At 67.8% G+C, this 17,150-nt stretch carries 18 protein-coding genes; 10 read left to right on the plus strand and 8 right to left on the minus strand.

Features of this window, described 5'->3' with window-relative positions:
• The first annotated feature begins 193 nt into the window (after nucleotides 1-193).
• Entirely contained in the window at nucleotides 194-817 is a 624-nt protein-coding gene (locus E8A74_RS37185; RefSeq protein ID WP_136933842.1) for a glutathione S-transferase family protein, read from the plus strand.
• A 3-nt stretch (nucleotides 818-820) separates the two neighbouring features.
• Here E8A74_RS37185 and E8A74_RS37190 read toward each other — a convergent pair whose 3' ends face one another.
• Nucleotides 821-1,120 carry a LysR family transcriptional regulator gene (locus E8A74_RS37190; RefSeq protein WP_136933843.1) on the minus strand — a complete coding sequence of 100 codons (300 nt, stop codon included), beginning with the start codon at nucleotides 1,118-1,120 and terminating at the stop codon, nucleotides 821-823.
• Between the two features lie 106 nt (nucleotides 1,121-1,226).
• Between E8A74_RS37190 and map the strand changes: the two genes are divergently transcribed.
• Complete coding sequence (gene map / locus E8A74_RS37195; protein ID WP_136933844.1) at nucleotides 1,227-2,009, plus strand: type I methionyl aminopeptidase; 783 nt, start codon at nucleotides 1,227-1,229, stop codon at nucleotides 2,007-2,009.
• A gap of 53 nt (nucleotides 2,010-2,062) precedes the next feature.
• Here the strand turns inward: map and E8A74_RS37200 are convergent, their stop codons facing one another.
• Both E8A74_RS37200 and E8A74_RS37205 read right to left on the minus strand, forming a co-directional pair.
• Nucleotides 2,063-2,395: a hypothetical protein gene (locus E8A74_RS37200; RefSeq protein WP_136933845.1), complete on the minus strand. Its 333-nt coding sequence runs from the start codon at nucleotides 2,393-2,395 to the stop codon at nucleotides 2,063-2,065.
• A 123-nt stretch (nucleotides 2,396-2,518) separates the two neighbouring features.
• A complete protein-coding gene (locus tag E8A74_RS37205) occupies nucleotides 2,519-4,696 on the minus strand; it encodes a catalase (protein ID WP_170229654.1) in 2,178 nt (725 codons plus the stop codon).
• Between the two features lie 281 nt (nucleotides 4,697-4,977).
• Here E8A74_RS37205 and E8A74_RS37215 point away from each other — a divergent pair, with 281 nt between their 5' ends.
• The 3 genes from E8A74_RS37215 (at nucleotide 4,978) to E8A74_RS37225 (ending at nucleotide 7,623) form a co-directional block, all read left to right on the plus strand.
• The gene (locus E8A74_RS37215; RefSeq protein ID WP_170229655.1) at nucleotides 4,978-5,874 is read left to right on the plus strand and encodes an NHL repeat-containing protein; all 897 of its coding nucleotides are present in this window, start codon (nucleotides 4,978-4,980) and stop codon (nucleotides 5,872-5,874) included.
• A 119-nt stretch (nucleotides 5,875-5,993) separates the two neighbouring features.
• A complete protein-coding gene (locus E8A74_RS37220) occupies nucleotides 5,994-6,998 on the plus strand; it encodes an aldo/keto reductase (protein WP_136933848.1) in 1,005 nt (334 codons plus the stop codon).
• Between the two features lies 1 nt (nucleotide 6,999).
• Entirely contained in the window at nucleotides 7,000-7,623 is a 624-nt protein-coding gene (locus E8A74_RS37225; protein ID WP_136933849.1) for a TetR/AcrR family transcriptional regulator, read from the plus strand.
• Nucleotides 7,624-7,625: 2 nt separating this feature from the next.
• On the opposite strand, the gene E8A74_RS53180 is transcribed toward E8A74_RS37225, so the two are convergent.
• Nucleotides 7,626-8,015: a ribosomal protein bL12 gene (locus tag E8A74_RS53180; RefSeq protein ID WP_170229656.1), complete on the minus strand. Its 390-nt coding sequence runs from the start codon at nucleotides 8,013-8,015 to the stop codon at nucleotides 7,626-7,628.
• Nucleotides 8,012-8,308, minus strand: a complete 297-nt coding sequence (locus E8A74_RS53185; protein ID WP_170229657.1) for a hypothetical protein — start codon at nucleotides 8,306-8,308, stop codon at nucleotides 8,012-8,014. The genes E8A74_RS53180 and E8A74_RS53185 overlap by 4 nt, the downstream gene beginning before the upstream one ends.
• 78 nt (nucleotides 8,309-8,386) lie before the next feature.
• Here E8A74_RS53185 and E8A74_RS37235 point away from each other — a divergent pair, with 78 nt between their 5' ends.
• The 3 genes from E8A74_RS37235 (at nucleotide 8,387) to gspC (ending at nucleotide 11,900) form a co-directional block, all read left to right on the plus strand.
• A complete protein-coding gene (locus E8A74_RS37235; protein ID WP_170229658.1) occupies nucleotides 8,387-9,622 on the plus strand; it encodes a S41 family peptidase in 1,236 nt (411 codons plus the stop codon).
• Between the two features lie 62 nt (nucleotides 9,623-9,684).
• Complete coding sequence (locus E8A74_RS37240) at nucleotides 9,685-10,842, plus strand: alpha/beta hydrolase family protein (RefSeq protein WP_136933852.1); 1,158 nt, start codon at nucleotides 9,685-9,687, stop codon at nucleotides 10,840-10,842.
• 128 nt (nucleotides 10,843-10,970) lie between these two features.
• Nucleotides 10,971-11,900, plus strand: a complete 930-nt coding sequence (gene gspC / locus E8A74_RS37245) for a type II secretion system protein GspC (protein ID WP_232379925.1) — start codon at nucleotides 10,971-10,973, stop codon at nucleotides 11,898-11,900.
• A 30-nt stretch (nucleotides 11,901-11,930) separates the two neighbouring features.
• Here the strand turns inward: gspC and E8A74_RS37250 are convergent, their stop codons facing one another.
• The gene (locus E8A74_RS37250) at nucleotides 11,931-12,899 is read right to left on the minus strand and encodes a pirin family protein (protein ID WP_136933854.1); all 969 of its coding nucleotides are present in this window, start codon (nucleotides 12,897-12,899) and stop codon (nucleotides 11,931-11,933) included.
• A gap of 46 nt (nucleotides 12,900-12,945) precedes the next feature.
• Nucleotides 12,946-14,229: a DEAD/DEAH box helicase gene (locus E8A74_RS37255; protein ID WP_136933919.1), complete on the minus strand. Its 1,284-nt coding sequence runs from the start codon at nucleotides 14,227-14,229 to the stop codon at nucleotides 12,946-12,948.
• Nucleotides 14,230-14,684: 455 nt separating this feature from the next.
• On the opposite strand from E8A74_RS37255, the gene E8A74_RS37260 reads away from it, so the two are divergent.
• The gene (locus E8A74_RS37260) at nucleotides 14,685-15,323 is read left to right on the plus strand and encodes an SMI1/KNR4 family protein (protein WP_136933855.1); all 639 of its coding nucleotides are present in this window, start codon (nucleotides 14,685-14,687) and stop codon (nucleotides 15,321-15,323) included.
• 22 nt (nucleotides 15,324-15,345) lie between these two features.
• Here E8A74_RS37260 and E8A74_RS37265 read toward each other — a convergent pair whose 3' ends face one another.
• Nucleotides 15,346-15,969, minus strand: a complete 624-nt coding sequence (locus E8A74_RS37265) for a hypothetical protein (protein WP_136933856.1) — start codon at nucleotides 15,967-15,969, stop codon at nucleotides 15,346-15,348.
• 110 nt (nucleotides 15,970-16,079) lie between these two features.
• Between E8A74_RS37265 and E8A74_RS37270 the strand changes: the two genes are divergently transcribed.
• Entirely contained in the window at nucleotides 16,080-17,057 is a 978-nt protein-coding gene (locus E8A74_RS37270) for a DUF4423 domain-containing protein (protein WP_136933857.1), read from the plus strand.
• Nucleotides 17,058-17,150 lie beyond the last annotated feature (93 nt).

Genomic DNA, 17,150 nt, shown 5'->3' on the forward strand with positions numbered 1-17,150 from the left:
GGAATCCGCTGGAGGTTCAGTGTCCAGCACGCTCGCAAGAAGATGGGGCACGCATACCCACAGCCAGCGCATCCCGCGCTGCCCGTCGCAGCGTGAAACAGTCAAGACCCCTGTGTCGAGGAACTAGTTTTTTTCTCTTGTACTGAGCATCCGTTCATGTCAAGTAGCGGGGCCCAGGGAGGTACTCAAAGACATGTCCATCAAGTTTTATTTCTCGCCGTACTCCAGCGCGGTTCGCACCCATTGGGCGCTCGAAGAGCTCGGCATCCCGTATGAAGGGGTGCGGATGGATCTGAAAGCGGGTGATCAGAAGAAGCCCGACTTCCTGAAGCTGAACCCGAACGGCAAGGTCCCGACGCTCGTCGACGACGGAGTGCCGTATTTCGAGTCCGCGGCCATCAACATCTACCTCGGGGAGAAATACGGCGTGGCGAAGGGCCTCTGGCCGAAAGCCGGCACGCAAGCGCACGGGCGCGCGATGTCGTGGACGGTATGGGCCGCCGCGTCGCTCCTCAATGCCGGGACGCGGATCATGATCAATACGTCCCCGGAGGTCCCGGACGAGCAGAAGAACGCGGCGCAGGGCGAAAGCGCGCGCAAAGAATTCGAAGGGCTGCTCGACCTGCTCGACGCGGAGCTGAAGGACAAACCCTACGTGACCGGGGACTCGTTCACGCTGGCGGACGCGCTGCTCGCGGCCGATCTCTGGTGGTACCAGATGGGGGTCGTGCCCTCGCTGGCCCGCTGGCCCCACATCCAGGCGTGGACGGCCCGCTGTATGGAGCGGCCTGCGTTCAAGCGGATCTCGACGGGCTGAACGTCAGCGCGGCGAATCCACGGCGGGCGCTCCGGAGAGCACCGGGGCGCTCGTCTGCACGGCCACCACGGCCGCGTCGACCTGCGCCAAAATCGCGCGGGCGTGCGCGAGCATCGTCTCCCCCGACGGCAAGAGGCGCACGCCGCGCGCCGTCCGCTCGAAGAGCGCGACACCAAGCTCCTCCTCCAGGCTGCGGATCTGCCGGGTGAGCGGCGGCTGCGCAATCCGGAGGCGCGTCGCCGCGCGGGTGACGTTCCCTTCCTCGGCCACCGCCACGAAGTACTTGAGCTGCGCCAGGCTCATGCAACGATCGCTACCACGACTCGCGCCCGGATCCAAGCGCCCCGCGTGAGCCATATCGAAACGGTATTGGATCTCGTCCGCGAGCGTCAGCATCCTCGCGCGTACCATGCCGTCCATCGACATTCAGACGCCCCGCTCCGTCGAAGCCATGCGCCTGGCGGGCCGCGCCGCCGCCGCGACCCTCGCGACCGTGGCCGCGCGCCTCGCCCCCGGCGTGCGCGCCGACCAGATCGATCAGTGGGTTCGAGAAGACACCACGCGCCGTGGCGGACGTCCGAGCCAGCTCGGCTACCACGGCTTTCCCGCCTCGGTCTGCGTGAGCCGCAACCACGTGGTCTGTCACGGCATCCCGACCCCCGCGGAGGTCCTCGCCGACGGGGACATCGTCAATGTCGACGTGACGACAGAACTCGGCGGCTATCACGGCGACACCTCGGCGACGTTTTTCATCGGCCGCCCGTCGCCGGAGGCGAGGCACGTCGTCGATGTCGCACGCCGCTGCCGCGACGCGGGAATCGCGCAGGTCCGCGACGGCGCGCGGCTGGGCGATATCGGCGCGGCGATCGACGAGCTCGCGCGCCGCGAGGGATGCTCGGTGGTGCGCGAATACGGCGGGCACGGCATCGGCCGCTCGATGCACGCCGCGCCGCATGTGAGCCACGTCGGCCGGCGCGGCACGGGGATCAGGCTCCGCGCGGGAATGGTCTTCACGATCGAGCCGATGGTGAACCTCGGGGGCGCCGAGGTGCGGCTGCTCGGCGATGGATGGACCGTGGTCACCGAGGACGGCTCGCTCTCGGCGCAATTCGAGCACACGGTGGTGGTGACGCGGAAGGGCTGCGAGATCCTCACGCCCGAGCCGGAGATGGCCCTGGCCGCTGCGCTGTAGGTCGCGTGGCAGGGCGGCGCCGGCGTGAAGGGCCGGCGCCCACGAACCCGACTTCAGTTACACTGCTTCTGGAGCTGCTCGACGGCCGCGGTGCAGCCCTTGATGAGGCCGTCCCTCGTGGCCGGGTTCGCCGCGAGCGGCTTCCAGGCCTGCGCGCTCTGCTTCATCGCCGGCTCGAGCATGGGCTTGAGCTCGGGCTTCTTGCCCATGCATTCGGCGACCTTCTTGAAGTACGCGTCGCACTCCGGGACGCCAATCGATTCCGCCGCCGGCGCCGCCGCGCCCGCGGCCTCCGTCGGCTTGGTCTCGGTGGTCTCCTTGTTGCCGCAGGCCGCCGCGAGCAACATCCCACCCACCATCACGAACCCAACCGCGAGTTTCTTCATCTGCGTCTCCGTCCTTTGTCGGCGCGTGCGCCGGGAGGCGGCATCCTGCCACAGGCGCGCGTGACGGATCGAGAAACCGGACGCGATCACGCGGAGGGCCGCGTGTGCGGCCGCTCCCGGGGCTCAGGCGGGTACGGCCTCCTGCTCGGCGCGGTTCCAGTGTCGGTGCTGCGCGATCGCCTTGACGAAGTCCTGGAGGAAGACAGTGAGATCGCTCGCGCCGCGCATCGTCACCACCCCCTCGGCATGGAAGGTTTGTCCCGCCGCCTGCGCGCTCGCCACGGTCACGCCCTTGATGTTCGAGGCGAGGAGCAGCTCCACGCCCTCGCCCGTCGCCCCGATGGGCTTGTTGTGACGGAACGCCTCGTTGACGAAATGGATCGGGTCCCCGAGCTTTTTCATTGCCTCGACGCTCGCCGCCCCGCCGGGCACGAAGACGGCGTCGTAAAGAATGGAGCCGACGTGGATGCTCGCCTGATCGACCTCGACGTCGCCGCCCTCCGCGGCCTCGATCGTGCCGAGCCTCGACGAGATCACCTCCACTTCGGCTCCTTCCGCGACGAGCGCATTGCGCACCGCCGAGAGCTCCGCGAGGCTCACGCCCTTCTCCGCGAGGATGGCGATCCGGCGCGTGCGTATTGAATTCTTCACGGTGTTCTCCATGCTGAGCGCGGGCGACGCGGCCACCGTGCGTTTCGTCGTGAGCTTCTGCGCCACGGCCTGCGCGGCCTTCTTCACGGTCGCGCCCACGCTCGCGGGCGACGTGAGCCCGAGCCCGGTGGCGACGGCCTGGCCAAAGGCGACGTCGACGCGCGTGAATCGCTCGACCATCCGCTCGCGGATCGCCTTGCTCTGGCACTTGCCGAGCTCGAAGACGGCCGCCTTCACGAGGTGCTCCTTTTCGGGCATCGACATGCTGTTCCAGAACAGCGTCGCCTGGGTGAAATGGTCCCCGAAGCTCTCGCTTCGCGCGCGCTGCTTCACCCCGGCGAGTTTTTCCGGGTAATGCGTGAACGTGCCCGCGCCGGGGCCCGCGACCATCGGGCAGCCGCCGCCGAGCGAGTTCGGCGTGTAATGCGCGCGCCCCGTGGGGACGCGGTGCTGGTGGAAGCCGTCCTCCTGGTGGTTGTCTACCCGCGCGAGGGGCCGGTTGATCGGGATTTGCGCGAAATTCGGCCCACCGAGCCGCGTGAGTTGCGTGTCGAGGTAGGAGAAGAGGCGCGCGTGCATCAGCGGATCGTCGGTGAAATCGATTCCAGGCACGACGTTCTGCACACAAAACGCGACCTGCTCTGTTTCAGCGAAAAAATTGTCGGGGTTCCGGTTCAAGACGAGCTTGCCGACGCGCCGCACGGGCACGAGCTCCTCGGGGACGATCTTCGTCGGGTCGAGCAGATCAAAATCGAAGCTGTCGGCCTCGTCCTCCTCGATGATCTGCAGGCCGAGCTCGTACTCGGGGTAGATGCCCTTCTCGATGGCGTTCCAGAGATCACGCCGGTGAAAATCGGGGTCCTTCCCGGCGATCTTCTGGGCCTCGTCCCAGACGAACGAATGCACGCCGAGGAGCGGCTTCCAGTGGAATTTGACGAACCGCGATCTCCCTTCCTCGTTAACGAGCCGGAACGTGTGGACGCCGAAGCCCTCCATCATGCGGAAGCTCCGCGGAATCGCGCGGTCCGAGAGGATCCACATGAGCATGTGCGTGGTCTCGGGCACGAGCGACGCGAAATCCCAGAACGTGTCGTGCGCCGACGAGGCTTGCGGGATCTCGCGGTCCGGCTCCGGTTTGACGGCGTGGACCACGTCCGGGAACTTGATCCCATCCTGGATGAAGAAGACCGGGATGTTGTTGCCGACGAGATCAAAATTGCCCTCCTCGGTATAGAACTTGGTCGCGAATCCCCGCACGTCACGGACCGTATCGGCGGAGCCGCGGGAGCCGACAACCGTGGAGAAACGCACGAAGACCGGGGTCTTCACGGAGGGATCCTGGAGAAACCGCGCGCGGGTGAGGTTCTTCAGGGATTGATAGACCTGGAAATACCCGTGCGCTGCCGAGCCGCGGGCGTGGACCACGCGCTCGGGGATGCGCTCGTGATCGAATCGCATGATCTTCTCGCGGAAGTGAAAATCCTCGAGGAGAGTGGGACCTCGGGAGGAGACCTTGAGCGAGTTATCGGTATCGTCGACGCGGATGCCCTGGTCGGTTGTCAGGTACGTGCCGGCCGAATCTTTCCGTTCAGGTTCCAGGTCGCGAATTTTTGCCTGTTCGTCGAGCGGAATCGTCTTGCTCTGCGCCATCGTGCCCTCCCTCTTTGCGACCTCGACATGACACAAAATCTACCGCCGAGCATGTCCGTTCGGTCGAAATGGTGAGGCCATCGAAATGATGAAAGGAATGGCGTTCGACCCGGACGCGCTCTGCGCGAGCGCGTGTGAGTGCTCACAGACAAATGATTTTGTGCCTGACGGATGTCGATGCAACGGGAATGCTGTAGCATGTGCGCTCGCTCGGCGGCGGCCTGCGCGGCGACACGCGGGCGCTCTTCCTTCTTTCGTCGTCGCCGGGCGGAGGAGGACACGTGCTTCGATTGGCTTGGACCTCGATTGCATTCGTGGTGGTGGTCTGCGTGCTCGGCTGCTCGGCCTCCGGGACCACGCCGAAGGGAACCGGCGGCGGCGGCGCAGGCGGCTCGGGGGGCGAAGGCGGCGGCCCGTTCTTCGACGGCGGAATGGAGATCGACGGCGGCAAGGACTGCAACGAACGGGCGAAGCTCGTGTATCTGCTCGCGCAAGAGAATGCGCTCTATAGCTTCTCGCCGCCCACGCTCGCGTTCCAGAAGATCGGCGTGCTCTCATGCCCGGCCACGCAGGGCGCGTCGCCCTTTTCGATGGCGATCGATCGCGACGCGACGGCGTACGTGCTTTACGACGACGGCCATCTGTTTCGCGTGAGCACCGTGGACGCGTCGTGCGAGGGCACGTCGTTCGTGCCGAAGACCGGGGCGTTCGGGCGGTTCGGAATGGGCTTCTCGACCGACGGGCCGGACGCCACGAAGGAGACGCTCTACGCGGCGGATTACGGGGGCAGCGGGCTAGGGCGGATCGATCTCGCGACGATGGAGCTCGAGACGCTCGGCTTTTACGACGCGATCTTCGACGCGGCCGAACTCTCGGGCACGGGCGACGGGCACCTGTGGGGGTTTTTCACGACAGCCCCTCCGATCGTTGCCGAGCTCGACCCGAAGACGTCCCACGTCCTCTCCCAGTCGTCGCAGCCGAGCCTCGACATCGGCACGGCGTGGGCGTTCGCGTTCTGGGGAGGCGATTTCTATCTGTTCACGTGTCCCGGCGTGGCCTCGCGCATCGATCGATATCGCCCCAAGGACGGGACCACCGTCAACCTGAAGTCGAACATCGGCTTCCGGGTCGTCGGCGCGGGCGTCTCGACCTGCGCGCCGCTCGAACCCCCGAAGTGACCTTCGGTTTCCCAGCCCACCGCTCACCACGGTTTCACAAAAGTAGACTGACAGATGTTGACTTTTGTCATCGCGTTGTTGATACTTCCCGTCATCCAACTTCGCGACAGGAGTCCGCCATGATCACGCGTTCGCTCGGCTCGAAGGGTCCTCGGGTGTCGGCCTTGGGCCTCGGGTGCATGGGTATGTCCGATCTCTACGGCCCGTCCGACAGGGCCGAGAGCATTGCCACGATTCACGCAGCGCTCGACGCAGGGATCGATCTGCTCGATACGGGCGACTTCTACGGTATGGGGCACAACGAGCTGCTCCTCCGCGAGGCGCTCGAAGGGCGAGCCCGCGACAAGGTCGCCATCAGCGTCAAGTTCGGCGCGATGCGCGATCCTGCCGGCGGTTGGGTCGGCATCGACGGGCGCCCCAGCGCAGTGAAGAACTTCCTCACCTACTCGCTGCGCCGGCTCGGCACCGATTACGTCGACGTCTACCGCCTGGCCCGCGTCGACCCGGCCGTGCCGATCGAGGACACGGTCGGCGCAATCGCCGAGATGGTCAAAGCCGGCTACGTCAAGCACATCGGCCTCTCCGAGGCGGGCGCGGAGACGATGCGCCGCGCCCACGCGACCCACCCGATCTGCGACTTGCAGATCGAATATTCGTTGATCTCGCGCAGCATCGAGGCCGAGATCCTCCCCACCGCGCGCGAGCTCGGCATTGCGATCACCGCGTACGGCGTGCTCTCCCGCGGCCTCATCAGCGGACACTGGTCGAAGGAGCGCTCGATGGCGCCCACCGATTTCCGCCAGTACAGCCCGCGCTTCGCGCCGGAGAACCTCGACAAGAACCTCGCGCTCGTCGAGGCCTTGCGCGGCATCGCCGAGGCGAAGGGCACGACCGTCGCGCCGATCGCCATTGCGTGGGTGCTCTCGCGCGGGAGCGACATCATCCCGCTCGTCGGGGCGCGGCGGCGCGACCGCCTCACCGAGGCGCTGAGCGCGCTCTCCATCGAGCTCGGGCCGGACGACCTCGCGAGGATCGAGCGCGCCGTGCCGGCCGGCGCGGCCGCGGGCGAGCGTTATGCCGCGTCTCAAATGGCGCACCTCGACAGCGAACGCAGGGCGCATTGACATGGTCGAAGAGGCGCTCACCGCCGAACGAATCCTCGAAGCGGCCGAGGAGGTCCTCCGCCGCTTCGGGCCCGCCAAGGCCACGGTCGTCGACGTGGCCCGCGCGCTCGGCGTCAGTCATGGCAGCGTGTATCGGCATTTCCCGAGCAAAACGGCATTGCGGGACGCCGTGGCGGAACGCTGGCTCACGCGCGTATCGAAGCCACTCGCGGAGGTCGCCGCCGAGAAGGGCCCGGCCCCCGAGCGCCTGCGGCGCTGGCTCGGCCTGCTCTTCGAGCTGAAGCGAAAAAAGGCGCGCGACGAGCCCGAGCTCTTCGCGACGTACACGAATCTCGTCGCCGACGCGCGGGACGTGGTCCGCGTGCACGTCGAGACGCTCGCCATGCAAGTCGCCCGGATCCTCACGGACGGCGTGGAGCAAGGCGAGTTCACCCTCGACGATCCGGTGACCTCCGCCTGGGCCGTCTTCCACGCGACGGCGCGGTTTCACAATCCAATCCACGCGTCGGAGTGGTCCGACCCGGGCATCGATGCGGCCTTCGAGGGCGTGTGGTCCCTCCTCCGCGGCGGCCTCGGCGCGCGAGAAGCCCCCGCGAAGGCGCGCGCGAAACCCTCGAAAAAATAAACTCAGGATCCGTTTCGCACTTCAGCGTTCGCGCCTGCAGCGGTGAGGGTATCGACGATCACGCGCGCCTCGTCGCGCGTGATCCACCGGCGAACCACGACAGGCGCCGACTCCACGAGGTCCTTCGCCTCTTTCACGGGCATCTCCCACAGCGCACGCACGGCCTTCACGACAGCGAGCTTGTCCTTTCCGATCTCCAGGAGGACCACGGAAAACTCCGTTATCTCCTCGTGAGGGTCCGGCGGCGGCGCGCCCATAAAAAACTCGTACCGTGGAGGCTCGACAAACGCCAGGAGGCCGAAACGCTGCACGAGCTCGTCCGCCAGCTCTCCAAGCTCCTCGGCCGTGAGGCTTTCGAGGTACGCAATGACCTCCTCCCGCGTGACGCTCATCTCTCCCCCTCCGCCTGCCTTCGCTGGGCGAGCAACGAGAGCACCGAGACCATTCTCTCCTGCTGCGTCGTCCGCGTGACCACGTTCCCCTGTCGATCGTGGGCGTACCGCACGCAAAGCCGACTCCCCGGAGGACACGTGGACAAGAGGCGGTCGGCTTCGCCGCGCGTGAGCTCGGAGAGATTCGTGACGTGCAGGTCGCAACGCTCGCATCGGCGCGCGCGTTCGTCACCCGTCATCGCTTGCCAGTCCTCGTGGCAGGGCTCGGCGATACGCAGCGTGCTGAGCTTCATGGAGCCATGATGTATCACGCAGCGGCCCGTGTTCGGAAGGTGCATCGCCGGACGGGATGCGGTAGACATCGCTCGCATATGAGCGAAACGCAAAGCGGAGGCGACTCGCTGCCGAAGGAGACGCGCAAGAGGGGGCGGAAGGTTTTCCGCTGGATCGGGATTGGATTGCTCTCGATCGTGCTCGGGCTCCTCGGCTGGGACGTCGCCACGTTCGACCGCGGCGCGTGGCAGCGCGATTTCGAGGCGCTCGAGGTCGCGATGGCAAAGGAATACGCGAACCTCGACTGGATGGTCGAGCATCGCGGCGTCGATCTCGCGAAGCTCGACCGCGACACGCGCGCCTCGCTCGGCGGTGCGTTCACGCGGGTGCAGGCCTTCCTCGCCCTCCGTCGCTTCGTTCGTACGTTTCAGGATCCCCATTTCAAACTGACGGGGGGCGCCGGCCGCCCAAGCGCGCCGCCGTCGGACAACGGCGCGGCGCCTCCCGCTCCCGTCGCGAGCTGCACGGCGGCGGGGTACGAGGCGCGCCCGGTCGATTCGCGTTTTCCGTTCAAGAAAATGCCCGGGTTCACGGCCGTGCACGAGGCGCCTTTCCCCGCGGGTGTGGCCGGCGAGCTCGGCGTGATTCGGATCGCCCATTTCGGGGAGGACAAGTACCTCGCCACCTGCGAGGCGGTCTTCACCACGGGATTGGATGAGGACGCCTTGCGGGCCGGGGTCCGGGCCAAACTCCAGGAGGCCTTGCAGACGGCGATCGGAGCGCTGCGGGATCGCGGGGCCAAGCGGCTCCTCGTGGATCTCACCGGCAATGGCGGCGGCACGGAGTGGGTCTCGGAAGCCGTGCCGCTGTTCACAGGCGGCACGCTGCGACGGAGCAAAGCCCGGATCGTCTCGCCGAGCTGCGATCGGACGCCGGTCTGGAAGGGCGAAAAGGTGTGCTCGATCTTCGGCGAGCCGCCCGGGACGGCGATGCTCGAAGGCAAAAATGTCTGGAAGGGACCGCTGTTCGTCCTTGTGGATCGCGGCACGGGCTCGGCCTCCGAGGATTTCGTCGCCTGGCTCAAGGACAATCACACAGCCACGATCCTCGGCGCCCGCACGGCAGGCGCGGGATGTGGATACGTGAATGGCGGGGGGCGCGTCCAGCTTCGGGAGATCGGCTTCGAGGTGCGAATGCCGAACTGCGCGCGTTTCCTCGCCGATGGGACGAACGAAGTGGAGGGCATCGCCCCGGATGTCGCTCTCCCGCTGGACAAGTCCGACGGGGAAAAAATCACGGCGCTGACGGCCGCGATCGCCGCGACGCGGGATTGAACCCCGCCCGCAGGGATGGCACCATCCAAGGCGTGCGTTGTTCGGCTGTCGGGAGGGAACCCATGCGTCTCGCGTCGCTGCTGCTCGTGGTGTCGCTCCTTGGCGCCTGTGGCTCGACGTCGCCCGCGGTCCCGCGCGCGAGCAGCTTCAGGGCCACACCCACGCCAAAAGTCGCAGAGCCCGCTCGGCCGCGGCTCCCGAAAGAAGAAGTGACCTTCGCCTTTGATCGCGGCCTCTGGCGTCTCGAAGGGACGTTGACGCTGCCGACGCGCGAGGAGGGGGAGCGCGTGCCCGCCGTGGTCATCGTGCACGGCAGCGGCCCCATGTCGCGCGACGGCGTGATGCGTGGACAGATCGGGCTCGGCTTCGGCTTCGAACTCGCCGTCTACCAGCGCCTCGCCGACGCGCTCGCCGATCGTGGGTACGCTGTGTATCGGTACGACAAACGAACGTGCGGCGCATTCAACGATTGCGCCGATGGCGGTTTCACGTCCGTGCCCTACTCCCTCCTCGAAGTGGAGTTCGCCACGACGGAATACGTGCTCGACGCCGAGGCCGCGCTCGACGCCGTCGCAGAGCGCCCTGAGATCGATCCCGATCGCCTCTTTTTCGCGGGGCACAGCGAAGGCGGCGAGCTCGTGCCCGTGCTCCTCTCGGACAGGCCGCGGGTACGCGCCGGGGTCATGCTGGCGCCGCCCTTTCACACGATGACCGTCTTGCTGGAGCAGCAAAGCGAGCGCGTCCGCTGGTCCTTCACCATGGCCGGGCAGCCGGAGCGCGCCGAGGCGGAAGGCCGTGAATTGCTCGCCGCCGCGCAGGCGCTCCGGCAAATCGAGCGAGGGACGCACCTCGGCGCGCCCATCCTCGGGCAGCCGCCGGGCCTGTGGGAATCGTGGCTCGAGCTGGCGAGGCGGGCGCCCGAGCTTGCTCGGAAGCTCGACAGGCCGCTGCTCGTGCTCGGCGGGAGCTACGATTACAATGTCGCGCCCTCGGAGATCGAGAGCTGGGCGAAATGGCTCGACGGCGCGTCGCGCGCCCCGCATCGGGTGCGCGTGCTCGATTGCGTCACGCACGCCCTGAACTGCATCACGCAACCGGACGCGACGCGGATCAAGCCGGACGACATCGGGCGCGACATCTCCCCCGCGGTGCTCGCGGAGGTGTCACAGTTCCTCGATGCCCACGCCGCGCGTGCCAAGCTGACAGAAGCAGGACGTTGATCCGCGGCGCGCGGGTCATTTTGTCGCCCGTCCGGGCAGGCCCCGAGCCGTTTTCGCGGGGATCCGCAACGTTCAAAAGCTGGCACGAGGCTCGCTTGTTCCCTTTGCTCATGGGATTCGACGCCCGTTTGAAACGATGGTTCCCCGCGGTCCTGGTGCTGCTCGTGGCTCTCGTCGCCTATTTCCAGGCAGCCGGGCTCGGAAGGCTCGTCTCGTCGAGCCTCACGGGTCCGCCGTTCGAGCCGCTCTCGCCGAGGCCGTCGATGAAGGTGCGGAATGCGCTGGCCGCGCTGCAAGACGAGAAACATGGCGAGGCCATTCTCGGGCGAAACCCCTTCGATTCGATCACCGGCCCGCTCACGCGCCACGGCCCGCCGGACGACGGGGCCCCAGAGCCCGCCGAGCCGCTCGGGGATCCGTACGCCGATCCGATCTGCGACGCGGCCAAGGTCTTGCTCATCACGGAGTCCGACGAGGCGCTCTGGTCGTTCGCGGCCATTGCAGGGTCGGACGGCAAGGCCACGTTGCGGCGGCTCGGCGACGACATCGGCGGGCGCACGGTGCACGCCATGGCCTGGGATCGTGTATGGCTCCGGCAAGGCGAGGCGCGGTGCCAGCTCCCCTTGCACGAGCCGCGCGAGGGCCATGCGGCGCGGAAGGAGCCGGGCAACGCGCCGTCGAAACCCGCTTCGGGCTCGCGTGTACCGCCCGAGATCGCAAACGGAATTCGCAAGGACGCGGACAACCATTACGTCGTGGAACGATCGATCGTCGACACGATCCTCGAACGTACGGACCTCCTCGGCGCGGCGCGTTTGGTGCCCGTGCGCGAAGGCGACCGGATCGCTGGCATGCGGGTCAGCGGCGTCCGGCCCGGCTCGTTGCCCAGCATGCTCGGGCTTCAGAATGGGGACCGGCTCGACAACATCAACGGATTCGAGATGGGAGATCTCACGAAGATGATGGAGGCGTTCGCGCGGTTGCGCGCCGCCGACCGGCTTGACGTCCGTATCGTCCGCGGCGGCAAACCCATGTCGATCGAGGTCGAGATACGTTGATGCGCGCGCCGTCGAGCCGCGCCCGCTTCGTCAGCCGCCCACGAGGCGCCCCGAGCGATAATCCTCGAAGGCCTGCCGGATCTCCTCGGCCGTGTTCATCACGAAGGGCCCACGGCGCGCAATGGGCTCGCCGATAGGCTGCGCCGCGAGGAGCAAGAGGCGCGCCCCGGTGGCGCTCGTCGAGACGGCCGATCGTCCCGCGCCGAGCACGGCAAGCTCGCCCCGCGCGACGGGCGTGCCCTCGGGCCCGATTCGCGCGGCGCCGTCGATGACGTACACGAATGCATTGTGCTCGATCGGCAGCGGATGTCGGAAGCTCGCGCCCGCCGCCAGCGTGACGTCGAGCAAGCTCGGCGCGACGACAACGCCGTCCACGGGCCCACGCCGGCCGCCTGCCTCCCCGGCGACCACCCGCACGCGGGCGTCCGCGATATCGACCTCGGGAATCGCCGACGGCGGGATGTCTTGATACCGCGGCGTGATCATCTTCTGCGCGGCCGGGAGGTTCACCCAGAGCTGAAAGCCCCACATGAGCCCCTGCTCCTGTTTCGGCATCTCGGAATGAATGAGCCCGCGCCCCGCGGTCATCCATTGCGCGCTGCCCGGGCCGAGGCGTCCCCGGTTCCCCACGCTGTCCCGGTGCTCCATCGCGCCGTGGATCATGTACGTGACGGTCTCGAAGCCGCGGTGCGGATGATCGGGGAATCCCGCGATGTAATCGTCGGCGCGATCGGTGTGGAACTCGTCGAGGAGGAGGAACGGGTCGAGATCGGGGAGGGCCTGGCCCCCGAGCGCGCGCGAGAGCCGCACGCCGGCGCCGTCCCGCGTGGGCTGCGCCTGGACGATCCGCCGCACGGGGCGCGCGTCGGGATCGAGCCCGCCCCCCACGGCGAGGGGCGAAGGCGCGTCGGTCTCACGCGAGAGCAAAGCGAACGTCGCCACAGGGAGGGCAGCCCCCGCGGCGAGGAGGAAGTGGCGCCTGGTCGGGACACGGGCCATGCACGCAAGGGTAACGCGCGCGTGGCCCGTGCACAATCGTCGGAACTCAGCTCCGACGGCCGCGCGGAGGACGCGGCGGGCGCGGTCCTCGGGGGCGCTGCGGCTCGGGCGCGAAGGCGCGGCGCGGCTCCGGACGCGCAGCCGGGCGCGGCTCCGGGCGCGCAGCGGGGCGTGCTGCGGCCGTCTCAACGGGAGGCGCCTGCCCCTCCGCGACGGGAATCCGGCGGCGGAGCAGCTTTTCGATGTCCGCGAGCAAGGCGCGCTCCTCGCTGTCGCAGAACGAAATGGCGCTGCCCGTCGCGCCCGCGCGGCCCGTACGGCCGATCCGGTGCACGTAGCTCTCGGGCACATTCGGCAGGTCGTAATTGATGACGTGCGAGACGCCCTCGACGTCAATGCCGCGCGCCGCGATGTCCGTGGCGACGAGCACGGGCGTGACGCCGCGGCGGAACCGGTCGAGCGCGCGCTCGCGGGCGCCCTGCGACTTGTTGCCGTGAATGGCGAGCGCCTCGATGCCGACACGCACGAGCTGCTCGGAGATGCGGTTCGCCCCGTGCTTCGTACGGGTGAAGACGAGCGCGCGCTCGACGCTCGACGTCCGCAGGAGTTGCTCGAGCAGCGCGCGCTTGTCGGCCTTCTCGACGAAAAAGATCGATTGTTCGACCGTATCGGCCGCCGCGCGCGCGGGCGTGACCGAGACGCGCGCCGGATCGACGAGGATGTTGTCGGCGAGCGCCGCGATCTCGCGGGGCATCGTGGCCGAGAAGAAGAGCGTCTGCCTTTGCTTGGGCAGCGCGGCGACGACACGCCGCACGTCGTGGATGAAGCCCATGTCGAGCATGCGATCGGCCTCGTCGAGGACGAAGACCTCCACGCGATCGAGGCGCACGAACCCTTGCTGCATCAAATCGAGGAGGCGGCCGGGCGTCGCGACGAGCAGGTCGGGGCCCTTCGCGAGGTTCTCCTCCTGCGGGCGTTGCCCCACGCCGCCGTAAATGACGGTATGGCGGAGGCCGAGGTGCCGCCCGTACGCGGTCACGCGCTCGCCGATCTGCGCGGCGAGCTCGCGCGTCGGCGTGAGGACGAGCGCGCGAATGCCTCCGTGGCGTTGTGTCTTCGAGAGGCGCTGGAGGATTGGCAGGACGAACGACGCCGTTTTGCCGGTGCCGGTCTGCGCGCAGCCGAGCAAATCACGGCCGGAGAGCGCCTCGGGGATCGACTGCGATTGAATGGGGGTCGGACGCTCGTACCCCTCTTTGACGAGGGCGCGCACGAGCGGGGCCGCGAGGCCGAGCGCGACGAACGCGGCGCCCGGGGCCTCGGAGGCCATGGAAACGGAAACGAGCGGCGCGCTGCCCTCGGCACGCGGCGCCTCGACGGGGGCCACCATGGGCCGCCCGGGAACGGAAAAAGTCACGATGAAAATGCTCTCTCGCGGCCCGAACCCGTGAAGGGTGTGCTTGTCGCTCTCCCCTTCCCGCCGAGCCGCCAGGGTTCGGGAAGGGCGTGAAACGACCCGTCTGGCCGCTCCACTGCGGCGCAACACGCATCAAGGTGCGCACCGCCACGCCTTCCCGGTCGCCTTCGTTCGGACGCAAGCACGTGGGGCTCTGCCCGCGCATGCTCGCCGGATAGGATCGTGAGCACGAGCGTGGTAGCGCACGGCAGCCGCACGCGCAAGCGTCATGTTCGCCACGCTCCGCGCCGTCGAGGCTTGACAGCACGTCGCGCGAGGACCTCAGATCCGCCCCCATGGCCGCCTCATTTCGTGAACGACTGGAAGCCATGATCGAAGCGCTTCGCGCGCACCCGGACGTCGAGGTGCTCGACTTCCGTCTCGGCTCCCCGGCCGCCGGGGCCGTGCTCTCGCGCGCGGAGCAAGCCGCCGGCATGACGCTGCCGGACTCCATTTTGGAGTTTTACACGGCGCACAACGGCGTTTTTCTGGAATGGGGCCTACGAGGCAGCACGTATACCCGGACCGACCCGTACGACTTCCCCGATTACGACGCGCCTCCAGGCTGCATCAACCTGCTGCCCATCAGCGCCGCATTCCAGCCCGACTGGCAGAGGGATTTCCACGTGAACGAGCTTCTGCCGGGGCAGGAAGAGCTTTTTTTCGGACAAAAGCTCGATTCCGAGCGACCGCTGAAGGCCATCACGATCGACAACTTCAGCAAGTACAACCACGCCGATTTGATCATCGGCCCCAAACCCGTGGTCCTCGTATCCACCGATCACGGGGCCGATCTCGAAAGCTCCGATTTCATGTCGTTCGAGACCTACCTCGAGGTCACGCTCGCCGTGTTCGGCTCGAACCGCTTCGCCGCCGTTCGCGCGGACCAACCCGCGCGCCTCGTTTCGCCACGCGAACGGCCGACGCTCGACGCGATCGTGGCGCACGTGCGCGAGGACGAGCGATAATCCGCGCAGACGCGGCGCGGGCTCAAAACGTGCCGACTTCGCCGAGCAGCGACCCGGCCTCGATCAGGTCCACATGGCCCCGAGGGGCCGACACGCCCGGCTCCCAGCGCGCATCGACGGCCAGCTCGAAGTTGGAGCCGCAACTGCTGCAATTGTCCCCCGACCCACCGCCCGCGTACACGTCCGGGAACGGGTTCTCGTCGACGACGAAGAACAGGCGAAGGTGCGCGGCCCCGTCGTCGCCCCGATAAAGCTCCCCGCGCTGCTCGTGTGCGAGAATGCCATCGGCGCTCGAGAGCTGCCCGAGCACGAGGACCTTCAAATACCCGTCGGCACACTCGCTATTGCGGTCGAAGTAGGCCACCACCGGCGAACTCTCGGTGTCGGCAGCGAGAGACCAGCTCACGGCGGTCTTCGTTCCATTGGCCCACGCCACGTCGAAGCTCCCGGACCCGCCCGTCGCATCGAGGGCCTCCTGTCCGCTCACGCCGAGGGGCGTCGATTCGGTGAGGCCATGCTCCACGGACGGGCCCACCGGCGAGAAGGAATCGCAGGGATCGGCACCGATCTCCCCCGTCTGTCCCCCGGTCGTCGTGCACCCCACGAGCAGCCCCGCCAAAGCCCAGCAAGCAAGTCGTACGTTCATCGAAAGCCTCCTTCGCCCCTCCAATTGCCGCAGCGCGGGAGCCAGCGCAAGCGCCACGTAGCGCACATACGCATTATCTATCGTGCCGATCTGCTAGAATCGATGCAGATATGCGATACAAGAAGGCGCAATACGACGGAATCGCGAAGGATTTCTGCCGAGTGATCCGCGGCCGGCGCTCGCAACGGCAGCTCAGCGTCCGGCTCGGGTACGGGACGAACGTCGCCTTCGGCTGGGAGTCCGGGCGGCGCTTTCCCACGCTCCCCACGCTGCTGCGCGTCGCGGCGTACAACGGCGTCGACGTCCATCGCGCGCTCTCGGATTTCGTGCGCCAGGAGTCGGCCCTCGGCGCAGATGTCGCCGTCTCCGACCCGGCCCTCACGGCTGCCTTCTTTCAGATCCTCAAGGGAGGCCTGAGCAACGCCGAGATCGGCTCCCGCATCGGGCGCAGCGCCTCCCAGGTGTCGCGCTTCATGGCGGGCACCTCCCAGCCCCGGCTCCCCGACGTGCTCGCCATCGTCGACGCGACCACCGACCGGCTCCTCGACTTCCTCGCCCTCTTCGTCCCCCCGAGCCAGCTCCCCTCGGTGGCGCGCGACTTCCGCGTGCTGGAGGAGCGTCGCCGGATCGCGACCGAACTCCCCTGGTCGCACGCCGTCCTGCGCGTCCTCGAGCTCGCGAGCTACGCGGCCCTGCCCTGCCATGACGATGCCTGGGTCGCCGCTCGTCTCGGGCTCCCCGACGACGAGGTGCGTGTGTGCCTCGAAGCCCTGTCACGAGCGGGCCTGGTCCGATGGCACGAAGGGCGGTTCGCCGCCACGGCCGAGACGGTCGACATGACCCGAGGCCCCGCCGAGCCGCGGCAACGGTTGAAAGCGCACTGGCTCGACGTCGCCGCGCGCCGGCAGCTTCGCGGCGCTCCGGGGCTCTACTCCTACAACCTGGTCAGCGTCGCGCGCCGTGACCTCGAGCGGCTGCGGGCCTTGCACGTGCGGTACTTCCACGAGCTTCGCCAGATCGTGTCGGACTCGCGCGAGCCCGACTGCGTCGCGCTGGTGGCGATGCAGCTCTTCGAGCTGGGCGCGTGAGGCACTGCACGCTCGGCCCCCAGCATGCAGAGATTTCGCTTGAAGGACGGGCACCTTGACACCCAACGTGGCTCGCGTTGTCCTCACGGTTCC

Origin of the sequence: Polyangium fumosum (assembly GCF_005144585.1) — a bacterium.
GTDB classification, from domain to species: Bacteria; Myxococcota_A; Polyangia; order Polyangiales; family Polyangiaceae; genus Polyangium; species Polyangium fumosum.